Consider the following 16,603-nt stretch of genomic DNA (forward strand, 5'->3'; position numbering starts at 1 on the left):
GAGCGTGTAGTTATAGTGGGCTATAACCGGAAGCCGTTCTTCTTCTCCGGTGATTGGCTGCGCACCCCTTTGGCGGACTGGAGCTGCCTTTTTCTTTCAATCTGTTTCTGTAAGTATTCGTTCAAGTCCTTGCATCCGCTGTAAATCTGCGAAGCGTCCCGGATGTACCGGTCTCTGCCGTATTCCATGCGGATTTGCCGGAGTGCTTCCATTCCTGCATGGTCGTTGTCGAAAAAGCAGTGGATGCGTTCGTAATTGCCCAACGGATAGAGAGCCTTGTTTATATTCGATACGGAGTTCAATACAATGTAGTCCTGCCCGTCCAATTCCGGATAATTCGGGCAGCTTTCCTGTCTCAATGTCAGAAAGGAAAGGTAGTCCATGAAACCCTCGAACACATAGCAGGCAGTCCTTGCTTTTCCCGCCTGTCTGATGTGGGAGATTTCCTTGGGGGCGATGCAGCCCTTGAAATAGGGGTTACGAACCTCAAACCCACCCGAACCGTTAGGGAATGCGATGGCAAAGTAACGCTTGCCGTTGTGGGTGTAACGGGCTTCACTACATTCTCTTTTTGCCAGTTCCAGATTTATTCCTCTACCTTGTAAATAGGAAAGCAGGGCAGGAGACGATAGCGGTACTATCTCCAGCTGCTGGAAGCTCGGACCGAAAGAGTCTTGCTTGCCAAAAGAGAAAGATACCGGGTGTACATGCGGTGTTTGTTCCGCAATCCGCTCCAGCAGGTAAGGTACATGGTCGGTAGCATACAGGTGTGCAGCCAGTTCAATGATACCGCCCCCTTTCCCTAAACGTAGGCTCGGTACAGAACGCCTTACTGCCTTTCGGCAGTAGGTTTTCCCGTACCTGCCCCCAAACCGTACTTGCATGTCTCCACGCATACGGCTCTCCGTTGATAACATGACTTTATTTAGCATGGCTGTGTATTTTGGCATAACACTTTTCACAGACAACCAATGTCTTCCTATGCTTTTCAAGCATCAGCCTGTCGCATTCAGTTTTTCCTTTAAGCTGATTTAGCTTTCTGACATGACGCATGACTACAGGTCCGACTTTTCCACATAATTCACATGTTCTCGCATCCAATCGCTCAGTAAGTGTCGGCTGTGGAATTGCGATTGTGTAGGATAAGTCGTTTACCTCCGTATAGTACATTGGTGGTTTACGTTTGAATCCCTCATTATAGAATTTCCTGTACCGTAATTTACCTTTTGCATCCTGATATGGCACTATAATGTCATTCCCAACCTTATATTTGTCAATGACTTTGCTTACAGTGCTATTGGTTTTTCCTGCAATGGTATGGTACATACTGTACTCCATGATGTATCCAAACTTTGAGAGCGCGTATGCCACGTTGTTGGCAATGCAGTAGTAGTTGTAGAACCCTCTGATTTCAGAGTTATATGCCGCCACTATGTCCTCGATTTTCTTCTTCATAAGATTGCCTCTGAACTTTGCAAACCAAACTTGTCGGCCATTTTCTACCTTGTATCTGATGGCGCTGTATTCTTCCAGTTTGTTCCGCACCGTTTCTATGGCGACCTTTAGGACTATCTTACCGTTGTAATAACGGGCTGGCACATTGTTCTTGTCCCGCTTGATAGCATCAGACTTACGGACTGAAACATCGAAGCCAAGAAATTTCGCGGGCTTTTGTGCGTTTGTTATCAATGTCTTTTCCTGTGACAGTTCCAGCTTGAGGTTTTCTTCCATATACTTGGTAATGTCCGACTTGATTTTAACGCACTCTGCCTTGCTTCCGATAACACCAATGAGGAAATCATCTGCGTATCTTACGTATCGAAGCCTTCTGTATGTTTCATCCATACTGTCTCTGCTCTCAATCTTTTGCCTTTCACGTCTCAGTTTCTCATACTCATCCCTAAGCTGTAATCTGACATCTGCATCCTGTATGTTCTTGATGCTTTTAAGGATGCGTTGCATCTTATCGCTAAGTTGCTTGTATTCTTTGGTGATGTGTCTTTCTTTTCCCTTATTGAAGCGTAGGGCGTATTCTTCCATATACTTGTCAAAATTATCAAGATAAATGTTTGCCAGTATAGGACTGATATTACCGCCTTGTGGAGTTCCCTTGTTTGTATTATGAAACTTCCAGTCTTCAATATATCCCGCATTCAACAACTTGCGGATAAGCCTTAGAAATCTATCATCGGCAATCCGTTTCCGCAAAGTTGCAATCAATACATTGTGGTCTATGTTGTCGAAGAATCCTTTAATGTCTCCTTCCACAAACCATTTTGTACCTGTAAATGTCTTTTGGATATGGGTCAATGCGGTATGGCAGCTTCTGTTTGGTCTGAATCCATGTGAGGTGTTTGCAAACACCTCTTCATAGACGGCTTCAAGAATCATGCGCACCACCTCCTGTACAAGTTTGTCCTCAAAGGAAGGAATTCCAAGCGGTCTTTTCTTACCGTTTTTCTTGGGTATGTATATCCTTTTTGCCGGATTAGGCTTGTAAGACTCATCTCTCAAAGATGCAATGACTTTGTTTATTCTTTGAAGACTCATCCGATTGATGGTTTTCCCATCCGTACCGGGTGTCATATTGCCTGGTTTGGCGTAAATACGCTGGTAAGCAACATGAAACATCTCCTCATTGAATAAGATACGGTACAGCCTTTCGAATTTGTAATCCGAAACTTTACCATGCTTGTTTAAAGCTTTTAATACTTGCTCAGGACTTCTCATAATGTCTCACACATTTTCCATTATTTGTATTAAGTTATCTAACTGCTTCCCTTCGCCATGTACAAGGCTTTCCCTTGCTCGGACTACTACGGAAGCTCCGTTCCCATGTCAGATATTCAGGGTCCTATGCCCATAGCCTTACGGCATTCTGATTTAGGGAATCCCCATTTGCTTTCACAATAACTGTTTGGCTCGGCAGACTGTCGGATGCGACTTACGTTCCTATTCCACTTATTGTGGTTGCTCTGAAGCCAGCTCCTGCTCCATTGTAATTTCGGTTTACATGGGGTGCTTCAGCCCGACGTGAATCAAATACCTTTCGTCGGGGCTGGTACGTGTGCAGCAGAACTATCGTTCAACCAATCAGGCTTCATCCTTGTGTCTGTCTTTTCCTCTCGCCATGCAGTCGCAGCTTGGTATTTAGCTGACTAATGACTTTACCGACATGCTTTTGTCACCTTTGGATTTCTCCTCCAGCTAAGTCGTTGAGGATAGGTCTGTTGAACTCTAACCTAATCTCTTGCCATAGAGATATTTATTGTGTAGCCTATATGGGCGCATCGAAGTCGTACCACTGGTTGCGTTCGGTGTTCACTTTGAAGGAAGCCTCTGTTTCTTCCCTCAAGGGAGATTTGTACCAGAGGTTGATACCCTGCTGTTTGACGGGTGAATAACCCAGGCTGTGCAGGTAGTCAGCCAGATTGATTTGTTTTGCAGTCTCGATGTTCATAAGGAAATCGTTTTTAGTGAGTACTTTGATTATTTCTTTTTTTGCCCGCAACTCTTAAAACTATGCGGTCTGTACAATCACTTCACTAAACTCCTAATATATAGCCCCCCGGAATAAAGTGAAGCGATTAGTCTGTTTCTGAAATCACTTCACTAAATTGTCGTATATATAGGATACGGGAATAAAGTGAAGTGATTTTCGATGTAGCCGGTTAATAGTGGTAATCGGGCTTGAAGGAATACTTCCTGCCGTTTTCCTGTACTATCATCCGTTTGTTGCGCAGCATGGTGATAAGTGCCACTGCATTCTGGTGATTCAGCCTAACCCCCTCTGCCAGATAAGTCCTGATTAAGGTGTCTTCCAGCTCCTTGTAGCCGTATTCCTCTTTCAGTGCAAAAGCGGCTTCCAGTGCGGCACGGTGCTGCGGTTCTGAAATATCCTTGTAAGGGTCAAACTTTTCCACCGAGGGTCTTCCCGGCTTCCTTACTTCCGGCTTGTAACCTTCCGCAAGTTCGGGCAGGGCTCGGTCGTTGATGCGGAATGCAAAAGGCTCGAAATCCATCGCCCGGATGTGCATGGCGGAAACATGGCTGATGTCGCTGTTCCCCTTGTCCTTTTCCACCAGCAGGACTGTTTCTGCCTTGTTGTTCAGTTCCGTACCGATGTGCCCTCTTGCGTTCTCATCCCCCTTGTTCTGATGCAGTATCGTATGGATATGAATCTGCCTGTCGTCCGTCCACTGCATCAGCTTGGATATGATGCGGGTGGATTCACCGGGGCTGTTGATGTCGTACACCATATCCCGGATGCCGTCTATGATGACCAGCCCAATATCCGGTGAGTGGTAGATAGCCTGTTCTACAATGCTGATGCGCTGTTCCGGGGTGTATTTTCTCAAAGCGAGAAACTCCAGATAACCGCTGTCCCTGTCGTCGGGCAATCCTGCCATCCGCAGAATCCGCTTCATCACTTTCAGGCAGTGGTAGGGGCTTTGCTCCGTATCTATATAAAGCACTTTCCGCTTTTCCTCGGGCAGTTCAGCCGCATATCGTAACACGGTACTGTTCTTCAATGCAGCGGCTACGATAGCCGATACATTGAAGGTTTTCTTGCTCTTGGCTTTGCCGATGGATGCGCTGAAATTGCCCAGCGTCCCGATGACAGAGCCGTGTACTTTCAGAATTTCGGGGGCTTTTTCGTAGCATCTTGACAGACTTAGCCGGGATTCCTGCCAGAGGATAACGGCTTGTTCGGGTGATATTTCTTTTATATAGTCCATAATCACCTCCTTTATCTGCGTCCTCCGGTTTTCTTTCCAGCCAGTTCCAGTGCCAGTTCCGCATCCACAATAATCTTGCGTCCAATCTGGGTAATGGCTTTGTCTATCTTTCCGCTTTTCTTGATGCGGTTGGCTGTGGGCAGGCTGCATCCGAAAAGCTTGGCTATGCCGAGTATGCCGTACACGTACTTTCTTTCCGTGTCGGTGGTTGGCTGCGGTTGCGCCTCTGCCTGTACCGAAGCGTGTCTGCTTAAAAAAAGGAACTCTTCGCCTGTCATCTGCCAGACGGGTTTCACTAACAGTTCTTTGAGATTGTTCATCGTCCGTATGATTACTTGTTTGACAATAGCCCTGCGCACAGGCTGTTTTTTTCTGTTCTCGAACGATGCAAAATTAGGTAGGGTTTTGAGTGGTAAGTATGTGGATGATATAAACGGATTGTTTTGTTATATCGCTGAATATCAAGAAATAAAAATACCACTCAAAAATTATTTTGAGTGGTATAAGTGGTCATGTCGTAAAATATATTGGAATATCACGGGTTATCGGAATATTCCGTCCATTTCCTTGGCGAACTTTTGGTTGGGAATACTGGGTAAATCGGAGACGGGTTCCCTGTACTTGGACTTGTAATAGTCTTCATCAATATCCAGGTGTTTCAGGATGGCTTCCTTCCATTTGTCCTTATCCTGCTCTGGCAACTGCTCCTTCATCAGGGAAATCAGATAGCATACCCGTATCTTTTCCCTTGGCTTTATTTTCAGTACGCACTGGCAGGGATGCAGATTCATGCAGGCATAGAAATCCGGTGCGGTAATGTCTTCAAACTGTTCCCCTACACAAATTTCATGAATGAGGGAAATCAGTTTCATGCTGAAATATTCAGGCAATCCGGCAGTCGTAGCTGTAGCCGATGCGGTTGCCGTTTCTGTTTCTGGCTGGCTGTCTGTACGGCTCTGCCTGTCTGCTTCGTTCGGTTGGTTTTCTTCGTCCGGTACATATTTGGTCAGGATGCCCATGAAGTGTAAGCTAAGCAGGTAGATGTCGTCGCAACGGTTTTTCATGTATTGCCGGGCTTCTTTCCAGAGAAGGGTTTGCTGCTCATAAAGATGGTCCAGCTGGGCTTTCTCCCTTTCATATTCAGCCTTGCAACGCTCATATTCTCTTTCCGCCAGCTTTTCTTCTTCGGGTGTATGCTCTCGGTAGCCAATGGTATCATAGCGGTTGTTGGCTTCGTTCATCGGTTTGCGTAGCCTGTTTACCACTTCCATCTCTTCCTTGATGGCTTCCTTGTAGCTGTCTGCGTATTGGTTGCATACACGCATAATCACTTCATCATGGGGAAGGCTGTAAGCTTCATAAAGCCGTGTGTATTCTCTGACTTCCTTTTTCAGACTTTTCAGCAGCAGGGTACATGGTTCTGGCGGTGTATGCAGCACCAGTTCAAGGATAGCTTGTTCAAAAGCCTTTATATCGCTCCATTCCGAGTAGAAATCAACGATGAATTTCTGCTTTTCAAAAGAGAAAGTATGGCTTACAATCCAGTCTTTGCTGATTCTGTTCAGCTCTCCGTATTGGGGTATGAGGGTTGTTATCGTATTCATGTTTATAGGAGATTAAATTTGTTCATTGCCTGAATTTTGATGTCGTCTGCTATGTCAATGTAAGGTTTCATGGCTTTGTAGTCGCTATGCCCTGTCCATTTCATGACCACTTGCACCGGAATGCCCAGAGCCAAAGCATTACAAATAAATGTGCGTCTGCCAGTATGGGTGCTCAACAAGGCATATTTAGGTGTGACTTCGTCTATTCGTTCATTTCCCTTGTAGTAGGTTTCCCGTACAGGTTCGTCTATTTCTGCCAGTTCTCCTAACTCTTTCAAATACTCGTTCATCTTCTGATTACTTACCACTGGCAATGCTTTATTGTTTTGGAAAGGAATATCTTTATATTTTTCAAGAATAGCTTTGCTGTGGTCATTCAGCTCAATAATAAGGCTGTCAGCCGTTTTGATGGTGGTAATTTCTATGTGTTCCTCTTTCACGTCGCTGCGTTTCAAGTTATACACATCAGAATGCCGAAGACCTGTGAAGCAACAAAATAATAAAACATCCCTTACTCTTTCAAGGTATTGTTTGGCAGCAGGTATCTGGCAGGCTCTGATTTTGTCCAATTCATTCCGGGTAAGGAATATTACTTTTTTCGGTGCACTTTTCATTTTGGGCATGAATTTGTCATAAGCGGTGTTTTGATGATACCCTTTTCGGTTAGTCCAACGTAAAAACCATTTCAAGAACTTGATTTGCTTGGCTATGGAAGTGTTGCGCATATCTTTATCACTGCGTAAGTAATCTATATACTCATTGAAGTGTCTTTCCGTCCAGCTCTCAAATGTCGTGTTCGGATCAAAAGTTGCGATGTGCTTTTTTACTGTTGCAAACTTCTTTAGAGTAGAGGATGACCAGTCATTTTGTTTGCTGCATTCGGCAACAAACTCATCAAAGAGTTTCATGAAGTCTAATTTCACTTCCTCTTTCTCATGATGGCTCTCTTCCTTTTCTCCTTTCATTTTTAGATTGAAAGCCTCTTTGATTTGTGCAGGGGTGGGCATTATGTCTTGTACTTCGAACTCCTTGAACACATTCTGTATCTCGGTGTATTGACGCAGTAGTTCGGTGTTGATTTCTGATGCGCTTTGTTTCAGCTTATTGGTACAGCCGTTTCTTACCCGTTGCTTGTCTGCATCCCATTTCTCCATATCAATCCGATAGCCTGTTGTAAACTCAATCCGTTGGCTTGCAAAAACGACACGCATACGGATGGGTACATTTTGAGTGATAGGAATGCCATCTTTTTTACGGTTTTCCAGTGCGAAGATGATATTTCTCTTGATGTTCATAAACTGGGTGTATTTGAAAAGTTACACCCAAAAGTACACCCAATAATTGAGATATGCAATGATATTAAGAGATATTTAGATAGATGATAGCTAAATATAACTATTTAATAATCTGATGTTTGATAGATTATGATATTTTATAAAAAGGTTCGAGAGACTCCCTCCAGCTCCACGGATATAGTAAAAAGAAGTTTGTAAGTCCTTGAATTCCAGTAATTCAGGGGCTTTTTCTTTTCTTCTACTCCCCCTACCTTTTATATTCATTTAGAAAATAGTTGTAGTAAATGTGCTACAATTCAAAATTAATATCTACTTTTGTCTGTTCAAAAACCAATAACTATTAGAAGTGGGGGCAACACTTTAAATTCTGCAACAGATTTATGAAAATTCACGAAGGAAAATGTACAGAGAAGATTTTGAAAGAACGTGAACGGATTGGTAGTCGGTTAGCCATTCTTCGCAAGAAGAGAAATATGACCCAAGAGGAATTGGCTAATCTTTGTGGTGTTAATCGTGTTAATATAGCCAAGATAGAGAAAGGGGCTTATAATGTGAGCATTGATATACTATCTAAGGTAACATCCGCTCTTGGTTTTGTGATAGATATAAAAGTGGATAGCTCTGTTTGTCCGACTCATTTCTCTCAACGTAAACCTGTAAAGCTGGTAATAGGGAAAGACTATTATGTCAGTTTTGGCAATAACGAAGCCCATAGATGTAAGCTGGTTGATATTCCGGAGATGTACCAAGGTCAAAGAATTAAAATCGAAACTCCGACCCCGAGAGGGGCTATCACCCACATATTATTTGCCGATGAAATAGGAACGACACCTGACGAGGCTGTAATGAACCAAGTAACGATGTAAAAACATTAAAAGGGAGGAAGTGCAAGTTCCCCTTTTATTGAAATCACCTTCGCTACAACCATCTGCAGCGAGGGTGATTTTTTAGTTTATGAGGGTTTCTACACACCCTCTTTCATCAGGGCTATTCAGAAATTTAATGGTTTCTTCTGAATATATAATCTTAAATTGATGGTTCGGAATCAATTCTAAAGCTGGGAAATCAGTAGTGATTAACAGTTTTAGTCCCTTTCTTTAATATGTAAAAGCAACTTGTACAAAAGAAGTTTCTTATGTACGGGATAGCAGCAATAACTCCGTTGAGCCTTCGTGGGGACAAGCCGAATTTGATTTTATAATGTGGGTTTATAAGGTACAGTCTCCGGTCAATGATTTGATAGTTGGCTTGCCGGGCGATGCGATTGAACAGTTCGATGGTGCATCCGGTGCTCTTTATATCCAGTAGCTCCGTGATTACGCGTTCCTGCTCACCGCATAGTCTTAATATCCATCTGTATAAAGTGCGGGGAAGGAGGTGGAGAAAAGGGAAATGTGAAACAATGTGGCTGTGTGCTATCTGCTGGTGGCCTCCGAATGGCATTTGCCAGGCGGGAAACCCTACAAATACAGCTCCGTCGGCAGACAAATGTTTTTGTAGGCCGGAGAGGAACCGTTCTTTGTCTCTGATATGCTCTATTACATCGTGTAGAAGAATCAGGGGAAAATTCGTAGCCTTGTCCTCAAGCTGGAAAATGTCGGTGGCAATGAACTGTCCCTGCTGATGCCTTTGGGTGAAGAAGGTCCTGGCTTGCTCTATTCGCATGGCATCAATGTCTACGCCCATCACCCGGCAACCGGCTTTGGCAAAGGGAAGCAGATTGCCTCCCTCTCCACAGCCCACTTCCAGCACTTTATCGGGGATGTGTCCGATGACTTCCTTTATGTAGGGGATATAATAGTTCTTGCTGGTCTGTGACTGTTCATCAAAGTAGCTTTCCCGGTCGGTATGTCGTTTCTGCATGTTCTTTGTTCCTTCTTGAGTTTGATTATCCATATAAATAGATAATCAGTCGGGTAAAAGACTGCGTGGCGCATCGTTTTTTTACCAGGAAATGCGGAGGCCTACCGGGAGGGTGAATGTGAACGGGTGTTCCTTTCGGATGGTGCGCAGTTGGCTGCCGTCGGGGATATAATAGTTTACAGTCGGCTCCAGATAGATGCCTGCCTGGGGTGTGAGGCGATATTGTATGCCTATACTTGTGTTGACCGACCACTGCCAGGGAGCACTTACCGGCTGGCTGTCGAGCTTGTGTGGAATACTGTCCGTGACATGGAAGCTTTGGAGTGTCCCTTTTATGGGGATATCCACCTGCATGCCTGCCGTGGCATAACTGGAGAAACGTTTGTAATGCCAGAAACGGTAGGAAAGCCGGAGAGGAATGCCGATATAATGCAACTTCTGGTTGTCTTGAATGCGGAATGCTTCGCCGGTAGTGAACTCCGACCTGAGAAGCGTATATTGCAATCCGGTTTCCAGACTCCAACGCTCATTCAATTTCTTGCTGAGAGAGAGTCCCACGACGATGGGGGCATGATGTTGCTGGTTCTCAACAATCCTGCCGCTGTTATTCTGGGCAATCTGCATGAGTCCGATGGAATCTTTTCCCAGAGTACCCTGCTGATAGCGGGTGTGCAGATAAGAATAATACTCTTCCCACGTACTGACTTGTTGAGGGAAGTCACTTGAAATGCCGTCGGTATGTGGAGTGGCAATCAGCTTATATAAGTTCTGTGCCAGTTGCGGTCCGAGTGAACCAGCCAGCATCAACTTCCATTTTCCGGATTTCTTCTTGCGGGTTGGCGGCATCAGGGAAGGGGAGAAGACGAAAGCCATCTGCCGGTTGGTGATGGTCTGTCCGGTGAATGGAGAAGGTATGGGATATTTGTGGATGCTATCTTTCATTGTGGGTATGGCAAGGGGCCATTCTGTGGAAACTGGAACGGGAGGGATGATTCGTTCCCTTTTGTTCAGATTTTCTTTGGTATGGCATTGTTCGTCGGTTCGGGGAGTATCGGTTTTCTTTGTTTGTTGCGTACTCCCGGCTTGCCTGGAAGAAACTTTGGACAAACGGTTTTCCCTGATACTCTTTTTCTCTCTGTACAGATAGTCATACAGCGTTGGAAAGAGGAGCAATACTGTCAAAACAATGAATACACGGTATCCTGCCAGCATCTTTTTAAGTAAAATTTTCGCCCGGAACAATTGGGAGGAAGAGGAGTGTGGCGCTATACCCAGTAAATCTCCGATTTCTTTGTGGGACAATCCTTCCAGTACTGCCAGTTTAAATACCTTGCAGTAGCCCTCCGGAAGGCTCTCCACTATATCCAGCATCTTATCGTACGAAATGAAATCCGGACAAAAAGGATTTTCAGCAGGCTCTTCCTCTTCCGGAATATCTGTCAATGGGATGGTGGGGTTGGCATTGGCATGGTTGAGGTATTGCAGTGCCAGGTTTCTCATAATCTTTTTCATCCAGTATTCCAGTTTCTCCGGGTTGCGCAGCGAATGAATGGAAGTGAATATGATGACAAAACCGTCGTGAAGAAGATCTTGGGCTATCGTTGGGTCGGGAATATAGCGTAGGCATACTTTCAGCATTTTCTCTGAATAGTTTTCGTAGAGCAGGCTCAAGGCCTGCCCGTTTCCCTTCTGGCATAAAGTGACAAGAGCTTTTGTATCCATGTGTTTGTCTCAATGTTATTTCTTAAGGATAGAGAAGAACATGAATGACTGCATGGATTTTTATTTTTTAACTAAGCCTCCCGGTTGACTTCTGCTGCACAGTCCGGACAAATGCCTTTCAGTACATAGTTGATGCTGTTCAGCGTAAATCCTTGAGGCAGCTTCACCACCGGAGTGGGAATGTTGGTGAAGCAGAAGGTTTTGTTGCATTTCTCGCAATGGAAATGGGTGTGCAGGTCGCTTACGTCGCAAGAGCAACTGTCGCTGCACACGGCATACTTGAAGGAACCCGTCCCGTCATCTATACTGTGTATCAGATGATGGGAGAGGAATAGGGTAAGGGTACGGAAGATGGTGGATTTGTCCACCGTATCCAGCATGGTTTCAAGGTCGAGCAATGAGACGGAACGGCCTGCCTGCATCATGGTGCGCAATACCAGGATGCGGATGGCAGTGGGCTGTATGTCCCTTTTGGCCAATAGGTCCAAATATTTCTTTTCTTCCATTTTTTCTATTTAATAAGTTTTTGTATGCGTATGGCGTTCACTATCGCAATGAGGGCGACGCCTACGTCGGCAAAGACAGCTTCCCAAAGTGTAGCGATTCCACCGGCACCGAGGATGAGGACAAGCAGCTTCACTCCGAAAGCCAGCGAGATGTTCTGCCAGACAATCCGGCGGGTTTGCCTGCCCGCATGAATGGCGGTGGCCACTCTCGAAGGCTGGTCTGTCTGTATCACTACATCGGCGGTTTCGATGGCGGCATCGCTGCCAAGTCCGCCCATGGCGATGCCCACATGGCTAAGGGCAAGAACCGGGGCATCATTGATGCCGTCGCCCACAAAGGCTATTCGGTTGGCAGGGTTGCTGCGGAGTGCCTCGATGTGCTTCACCTTTCCGTCCGGCAGCAGGTCTCCGTATGCCTGGGTGATGCCTAGCTTTTCTGCAAAGTTAGTAACAATGGCTTGTTTGTCTCCCGATAATATCTGAATATTATTGATATTTAAAGCTTTTAATTCTTTGACGGCGTTGACGGCATCTTCCTTTAATGTGTCTGATAGCAACAGATAACCGGCATATTTTGTTCCGATGGCGCAGGCCACAATCGTATCGACAATTGATGACAATTCATCGGGATATTCTATCCCGAACTTAGTCAGCAGGCGGGTGTTGCCCACCAGGACACGCGTTCCATCCATAGTGGCTTGCAGTCCGTGGCCGGCAATCTCCGTAACGTCCGTTGTGGCAATCAGCTCTATATCCCTTTGTTTGGCATAGCTTATGATGGCTTTGGCTATGGGGTGCGTACTGTTTCGCTCTGCCGAGGCGGCAAGCTGTATCAACTTCTCTTCCGTAACTCCCGGTTGTGCCTGGCAGGATTGTACATCGAAGGTGCCTTTGGTCAGCGTACCCGTCTTGTCGAATACCACCGTGTTGACTTGGGTGATGGCATCGAGGTAGTTGCCACCTTTGAAGAGGACACCCAGGCGGGAGGCGGCGCCGATTCCTCCGAAGTAGCCTAACGGAATGCTTACGACGAGGGCGCACGGGCAGGAGATAACCAGAAAGACCAATGCCCTGTATAGCCAGTCATTGAAGATGAACGAGAATTGTGCATCTGCCAGCGAATAGAGGAAGGGGAGCAGTACAATCAATGCCGCCAGTCCGGTGACGGCGGGTGTATAGATACGGGCAAACTTACGGATGAAAAGTTCTGCCGGCGCTTTGCGCTCGGAGGCATTCTGCACCAGTTCCAATATACGGGAAAGAGCACTTTTCTCGAAGGGTTTGGTGACTTGGATGCGTACGACTTTGTCGGTCGCAATCATTCCGGCAAGCACTTCCCCGCCCTGGCGGATGTTGCGGGGAACACTTTCTCCCGTCAGTGCGGAGGTGTTGAAGGCGGCAACTTCGTCCAGCATCGTTCCGTCCAGGGGGACACGCTCTCCGGCTTTTACTTCGATGGTTTCGCCTACCTGCACACGTTGGGGAGCTTCGACAAGCGTACTGCCGTTTCTGATGACCGTTGCCGTTTCGGGACGTACGTCGAGCAGGGCGCTGATGTTACGCTTGGCTTTGTCTACGGCTTTGTCCTGAAAGAGCTCTCCCAAGGAGTAGAAGAGCATGACGGCAACGCCTTCGGGATATTCGCCTATATAGAAGGCGCCGAGGGTGGCGATGGACATAAGGGTGAATTCGCTGAACACGTCCTTTTGCAGGATGCTTTCCCAGGCTTCCCTCATCACCGGGAGGCCTACGGGGAGATAGGCAAGCAAGTACCATATAAAAGGTACATACTCTCCCTTGAAGAAGGTGGCGTCAGTAGCATTCAGGATGAGCCCTCCGAAGAGCAATAGGGCGGAGAGGATGATTCTCCAATAATCTTTCAGCAGACTGTTTCTTTTTTTTTGTATCGCTGTATGTCCGTGTGTGCAGCAGCATTTGCAACTCATATTGTTTCCTCCTATTTTCTATTTTCTGCTGCAAAGGTAGCGGAAAGGAGATGCAACTTGGTTGCAAAGTGAAAATTCCCGGACTGTCCGGGCTGTCTTAGATTTCCAGCATCCGCTTCTCCCGTTCCAGGTCTTTCTCGTTCAGCAGGGGAGAGGGGACGGAGCAGGTTTTGATGAAGTCGCCCGGCTGGCAGGTGTAGTTGTAGTAGGGGCGTTGCTCGTCGGTCAGCTGGTCTTGGGGGATGAGTTGGCCTTTCAGTTCCAGGAAGTCGTCCATGGAGGTGCTGTCCGAGTGTTTGATGAAGAGGATGCGGCGGGCTATGGGGTTGCGGTTGTAGTCCAGACAGAGGTAGAGCCCTTTGAGCAGGTGGGGAAAGTCGTACATGGGCAGTTGCAGGTAGATGGTGGACAAGGCCAGTTGGGGCGCCTCGCGTTCGTTGAAGAAGATATAGGCATTCTGGTGGTTGTTGAAGACAGCAGTGCCGAAGTGGGTGGTGTTGTAGGCGCTCATGTGCACCACTTTGACGTGGTCGTTGCTGTCGGCAGGGGTGGCTCCACCTTTAAGGCATTGGAGGAGGAAGAGAGGCTGTAACTGATGTAGATGCCGCTGTAATTGTACACTTCCTGCGCCGAGTGGAGCATCTCATGAAGTTTATTAATAATGGAAATTCATTTTTGCTGTCAGCACCCGCCTCTATCTTTGCCGCCGAAATCAAGAACCAACTTAAACGACACACTATGTTCAACGGTGAGAAAAAACAGATAATACAGAGCAAGAGACTGGCTGATGCCTTGTTCATCCTTTGGGCGGGTGGAGCGGCTTTGCTCTCCTATTCACTGGTCTATGCGCTGCGCAAGCCGTTTACGGCTGCGGGCTTCGACGGGCTCGACTTCTTCGGGATGGATTACAAGACGGCAACCAGCATCGTGCAGATTTCCGGCTATTTTATTTCCAAGCTGATTGGTATCAAGGTAATTTCGGAACTGAAGAAGGAGAACCGTCTGAAGTTCATCATCCTCTCGGTGGCGGTGGCCGAGCTTTCGCTGGTGCTGTTCGGAGCGTTGCCCCGGCCGCTGAATGTCTTTGCGCTGTTCTTCAACGGGCTTTCGTTGGGATGCATGTGGGGAGTGATTTTCAGTTTCCTCGAGGGGCGGCGGGTGACGGACCTGCTGGCGAGCCTGATGGGGCTGAGCATTGCCATCAGTTCGGGCACGGCAAAGTCCGTCGGGCTGTTTGTGATGGAGCATCTCCACATCAGTGAGTTCTGGATGCCTGCCTTTATCGGTGCCTTTGCCTTCCCGCTGCTGTCGTTGCTGGGCTGGCTGATGACGAGAATGCCGCAACCTACCGCGGCAGACCGGGCACTACGCTCGGAACGGGTGACGCTGGACGGCAGGGCGCGTGCGGACCTCTTCAAGAGCTTCATGCCGGTATTGCTGATGCTGTTTGCGGCAAACTTGTTCATCACCGTCTTGCAGGACATCAAGGAGGACTTCCTGGTGAAGATTCTGGATGTGGAGGCGGCGGAGCTGTCGTCGTGGGCATTTGCCAAGGTAGATGCGGTGGTGACACTGATTATCTTGTTGCTTTTCGGGCTGATGTCCGCGGTGAGGAGTAATATAAAGGTGCTGTGCCTGCTGCTGGTGCTTGTGACGTGCGGCACAGCGACCTTGGGATTCGTGGCCTTCAATTACGATGGGTTGCAACTGCCACCCATGACGTGGCTGTTCCTCCAGAGTTTGTCGCTCTATACTGTTTACCTCAGCTTCCAGACGTTGTTCTTCGAGCGTTTCATCGCCTGCTTCCGCATCAAGGGGAATGTGGGGTTCTTTATTGTCACACTCGATTTTATCGGGTATACCGGTACGGTGGTGGTATTGGTATTCAAGGAATTCTTCAATCCGGACATCAACTGGCTGGATTTCTATAACCTGATGTCGGGCTATGTCGGCATTGTGTGCAGCGTGGCTTTCCTATGCTCGGCTGTCTACTTGGTGCAGCGCTATCGCAAGGAGAATGCTTCGGGACCGTTGGGCTCTTCCCTTTTCCGTTTGCGCCGTTGGTCCCGGCCGGGCAATTCCTTGCTTCTTGAGACTGAATAATAATAATATATCGTATGAAAAGAATTGAATGTATCATTATGGACTGGGCAGGAACTGCCGTCGATTACGGTTGTTTTGCTCCCGTCGCCGCCTTTGTCGAGAGCTTTCGGGCCATCGGCGTTCCCGTCACTGCTGCTGAAACACGTGCGCACATGGGGCTGACCAAAGTAGAAGAAATCCGTGCACTGTTCAATATAGAACGTGTCCGGACGGAATTTGAACGGAAATTCGGCCGTCCCGCCGGTGAGGAAGACGTGCAGGCACGTTATGCCGAATTCCAACGGGTGTTGTTTGCCTCGCTCGAAGATTATACCGACCCTATTCCCGGTGTGGTGGAAACGATTTCCGCACTGCGTGCGCAAGGCATCCGCATTGGCTCCACCACCGGCTATACCCGTTCTATGATGGATGTTGTGCTGCCTGCCGCCACAGCCAAAGGCTATGCGGTAGATAATTGCGTCACTCCCGACGGGTTGCCTGCAGGCCGTCCTGCTCCCTACATGATATATAAGAATATGGCAGACCTCGCCATCCCCTCCGTAGATTGTGTGTTGAAGTATGGCGATACCATCGCCGACATCAAGGAGGGTATCAATGCCAAAGCATGGACCGTCGGCGTAGTCCTCGGCAGTAACGAACTGGGACTGACACAAGAGGAAGTCTCCTCCTTGCCTGCCGATGAGCTCGAAGCCCGTAAGGCCGATGTCCGCCGCCGCATGCTTGCCGCCGGTGCCCACTATGTGGTCGATACCATTGCCGAGCTCCCCGCAGTCATCGCCGAGATAAACCGTAAACTTGAGATTTTGTAACCCTTATAAACGTATA

At 47.3% G+C, this 16,603-nt stretch carries 13 protein-coding genes and 2 pseudogenes; 3 read left to right on the plus strand and 12 right to left on the minus strand.

The features are described 5' to 3' along the window. Positions 1-20: 20 nt before the first annotated feature. The 7 genes and pseudogenes from DW096_RS05930 to DW096_RS05965 all read right to left on the minus strand — a co-directional run bounded on the left by DW096_RS05930 (position 21) and on the right by DW096_RS05965 (position 7,638). Positions 21-917: a toprim domain-containing protein gene (locus DW096_RS05930; protein ID WP_007478458.1), complete on the minus strand. Its 897-nt coding sequence runs from the start codon at positions 915-917 to the stop codon at positions 21-23. Between the two features lie 4 nt (positions 918-921). After that, positions 922-2,730, minus strand: coding sequence for a reverse transcriptase/maturase family protein (locus DW096_RS05935; protein WP_004308094.1), 1,809 nt, complete (start codon positions 2,728-2,730; stop codon positions 922-924). A 562-nt stretch (positions 2,731-3,292) separates the two neighbouring features. Beyond that, positions 3,293-3,460: pseudogene (locus DW096_RS05945) on the minus strand (DNA primase); the annotation flags it as partial. 211 nt (positions 3,461-3,671) lie between these two features. Continuing rightward, positions 3,672-4,739 carry an AAA family ATPase gene (locus DW096_RS05950; RefSeq protein ID WP_120028701.1) on the minus strand — a complete coding sequence of 356 codons (1,068 nt, stop codon included), beginning with the start codon at positions 4,737-4,739 and terminating at the stop codon, positions 3,672-3,674. A gap of 11 nt (positions 4,740-4,750) precedes the next feature. After that, complete coding sequence (locus DW096_RS05955) at positions 4,751-5,059, minus strand: DUF3853 family protein (protein WP_005654521.1); 309 nt, start codon at positions 5,057-5,059, stop codon at positions 4,751-4,753. A 222-nt stretch (positions 5,060-5,281) separates the two neighbouring features. Further along, positions 5,282-6,343 (minus strand): hypothetical protein, encoded by a 1,062-nt coding sequence (locus DW096_RS05960; protein WP_005654523.1) that lies wholly within the window; start codon positions 6,341-6,343, stop codon positions 5,282-5,284. A 2-nt stretch (positions 6,344-6,345) separates the two neighbouring features. Beyond that, entirely contained in the window at positions 6,346-7,638 is a 1,293-nt protein-coding gene (locus DW096_RS05965) for a site-specific integrase (protein ID WP_005654524.1), read from the minus strand. A 380-nt stretch (positions 7,639-8,018) separates the two neighbouring features. Between DW096_RS05965 and DW096_RS05970 the strand changes: the two genes are divergently transcribed. After that, a complete protein-coding gene (locus tag DW096_RS05970; RefSeq protein ID WP_118930896.1) occupies positions 8,019-8,504 on the plus strand; it encodes a helix-turn-helix domain-containing protein in 486 nt (161 codons plus the stop codon). 199 nt (positions 8,505-8,703) lie between these two features. Here the strand turns inward: DW096_RS05970 and DW096_RS05975 are convergent, their stop codons facing one another. The 5 genes and pseudogenes from DW096_RS05975 to DW096_RS05995 form a co-directional block, all read right to left on the minus strand. After that, positions 8,704-9,501 carry a bifunctional 2-polyprenyl-6-hydroxyphenol methylase/3-demethylubiquinol 3-O-methyltransferase UbiG gene (locus DW096_RS05975; RefSeq protein ID WP_009038096.1) on the minus strand — a complete coding sequence of 266 codons (798 nt, stop codon included), beginning with the start codon at positions 9,499-9,501 and terminating at the stop codon, positions 8,704-8,706. Between the two features lie 81 nt (positions 9,502-9,582). After that, positions 9,583-11,223, minus strand: coding sequence for a sigma-70 family RNA polymerase sigma factor (locus DW096_RS05980; RefSeq protein WP_118930895.1), 1,641 nt, complete (start codon positions 11,221-11,223; stop codon positions 9,583-9,585). A gap of 71 nt (positions 11,224-11,294) precedes the next feature. Then, positions 11,295-11,729 (minus strand): Fur family transcriptional regulator, encoded by a 435-nt coding sequence (locus tag DW096_RS05985; protein ID WP_005831909.1) that lies wholly within the window; start codon positions 11,727-11,729, stop codon positions 11,295-11,297. 5 nt (positions 11,730-11,734) lie between these two features. Next, positions 11,735-13,675: a heavy metal translocating P-type ATPase gene (locus DW096_RS05990; protein WP_120028700.1), complete on the minus strand. Its 1,941-nt coding sequence runs from the start codon at positions 13,673-13,675 to the stop codon at positions 11,735-11,737. 97 nt (positions 13,676-13,772) lie between these two features. Further along, a pseudogene (locus DW096_RS05995) lies at positions 13,773-14,320 on the minus strand (hypothetical protein); the annotation flags it as partial. On the opposite strand from DW096_RS05995, the gene DW096_RS06000 reads away from it, so the two are divergent. Continuing rightward, positions 14,321-15,778 (plus strand): DUF5690 family protein, encoded by a 1,458-nt coding sequence (locus DW096_RS06000; RefSeq protein ID WP_120028699.1) that lies wholly within the window; start codon positions 14,321-14,323, stop codon positions 15,776-15,778. 14 nt (positions 15,779-15,792) lie between these two features. Further along, positions 15,793-16,587, plus strand: a complete 795-nt coding sequence (gene phnX / locus DW096_RS06005) for a phosphonoacetaldehyde hydrolase (RefSeq protein ID WP_118930894.1) — start codon at positions 15,793-15,795, stop codon at positions 16,585-16,587. Positions 16,588-16,603: the final 16 nt, after the last annotated feature.

The sequence above is a fragment of the Bacteroides sp. AM07-18 genome (genome assembly GCF_003602695.1).
In the GTDB taxonomy this organism is placed as follows: domain Bacteria; phylum Bacteroidota; class Bacteroidia; order Bacteroidales; family Bacteroidaceae; genus Bacteroides; species Bacteroides uniformis.

Coding starts and splice junctions, on each gene's coding strand:
- DW096_RS05990 (WP_120028700.1), bottom strand. CDS start 13,675: ATGAGTTGCAAATGCTGCTGCACACACGGACATACAGCGATACAAAAA.
- DW096_RS05950 (WP_120028701.1), bottom strand. CDS start 4,739: ATGGACTATATAAAAGAAATATCACCCGAACAAGCCGTTATCCTCTGG.
- DW096_RS05955 (WP_005654521.1), bottom strand. CDS start 5,059: ATGAACAATCTCAAAGAACTGTTAGTGAAACCCGTCTGGCAGATGACA.
- DW096_RS05980 (WP_118930895.1), bottom strand. CDS start 11,223: ATGGATACAAAAGCTCTTGTCACTTTATGCCAGAAGGGAAACGGGCAG.
- DW096_RS06000 (WP_120028699.1), top strand. CDS start 14,321: ATGAAGTTTATTAATAATGGAAATTCATTTTTGCTGTCAGCACCCGCC.
- DW096_RS05960 (WP_005654523.1), bottom strand. CDS start 6,343: ATGAATACGATAACAACCCTCATACCCCAATACGGAGAGCTGAACAGA.
- DW096_RS05930 (WP_007478458.1), bottom strand. CDS start 917: ATGTTATCAACGGAGAGCCGTATGCGTGGAGACATGCAAGTACGGTTT.
- DW096_RS05970 (WP_118930896.1), top strand. CDS start 8,019: ATGAAAATTCACGAAGGAAAATGTACAGAGAAGATTTTGAAAGAACGT.
- phnX (WP_118930894.1), top strand. CDS start 15,793: ATGAAAAGAATTGAATGTATCATTATGGACTGGGCAGGAACTGCCGTC.
- DW096_RS05935 (WP_004308094.1), bottom strand. CDS start 2,730: ATGAGAAGTCCTGAGCAAGTATTAAAAGCTTTAAACAAGCATGGTAAA.
- DW096_RS05975 (WP_009038096.1), bottom strand. CDS start 9,501: ATGCAGAAACGACATACCGACCGGGAAAGCTACTTTGATGAACAGTCA.
- DW096_RS05985 (WP_005831909.1), bottom strand. CDS start 11,729: ATGGAAGAAAAGAAATATTTGGACCTATTGGCCAAAAGGGACATACAG.
- DW096_RS05965 (WP_005654524.1), bottom strand. CDS start 7,638: ATGAACATCAAGAGAAATATCATCTTCGCACTGGAAAACCGTAAAAAA.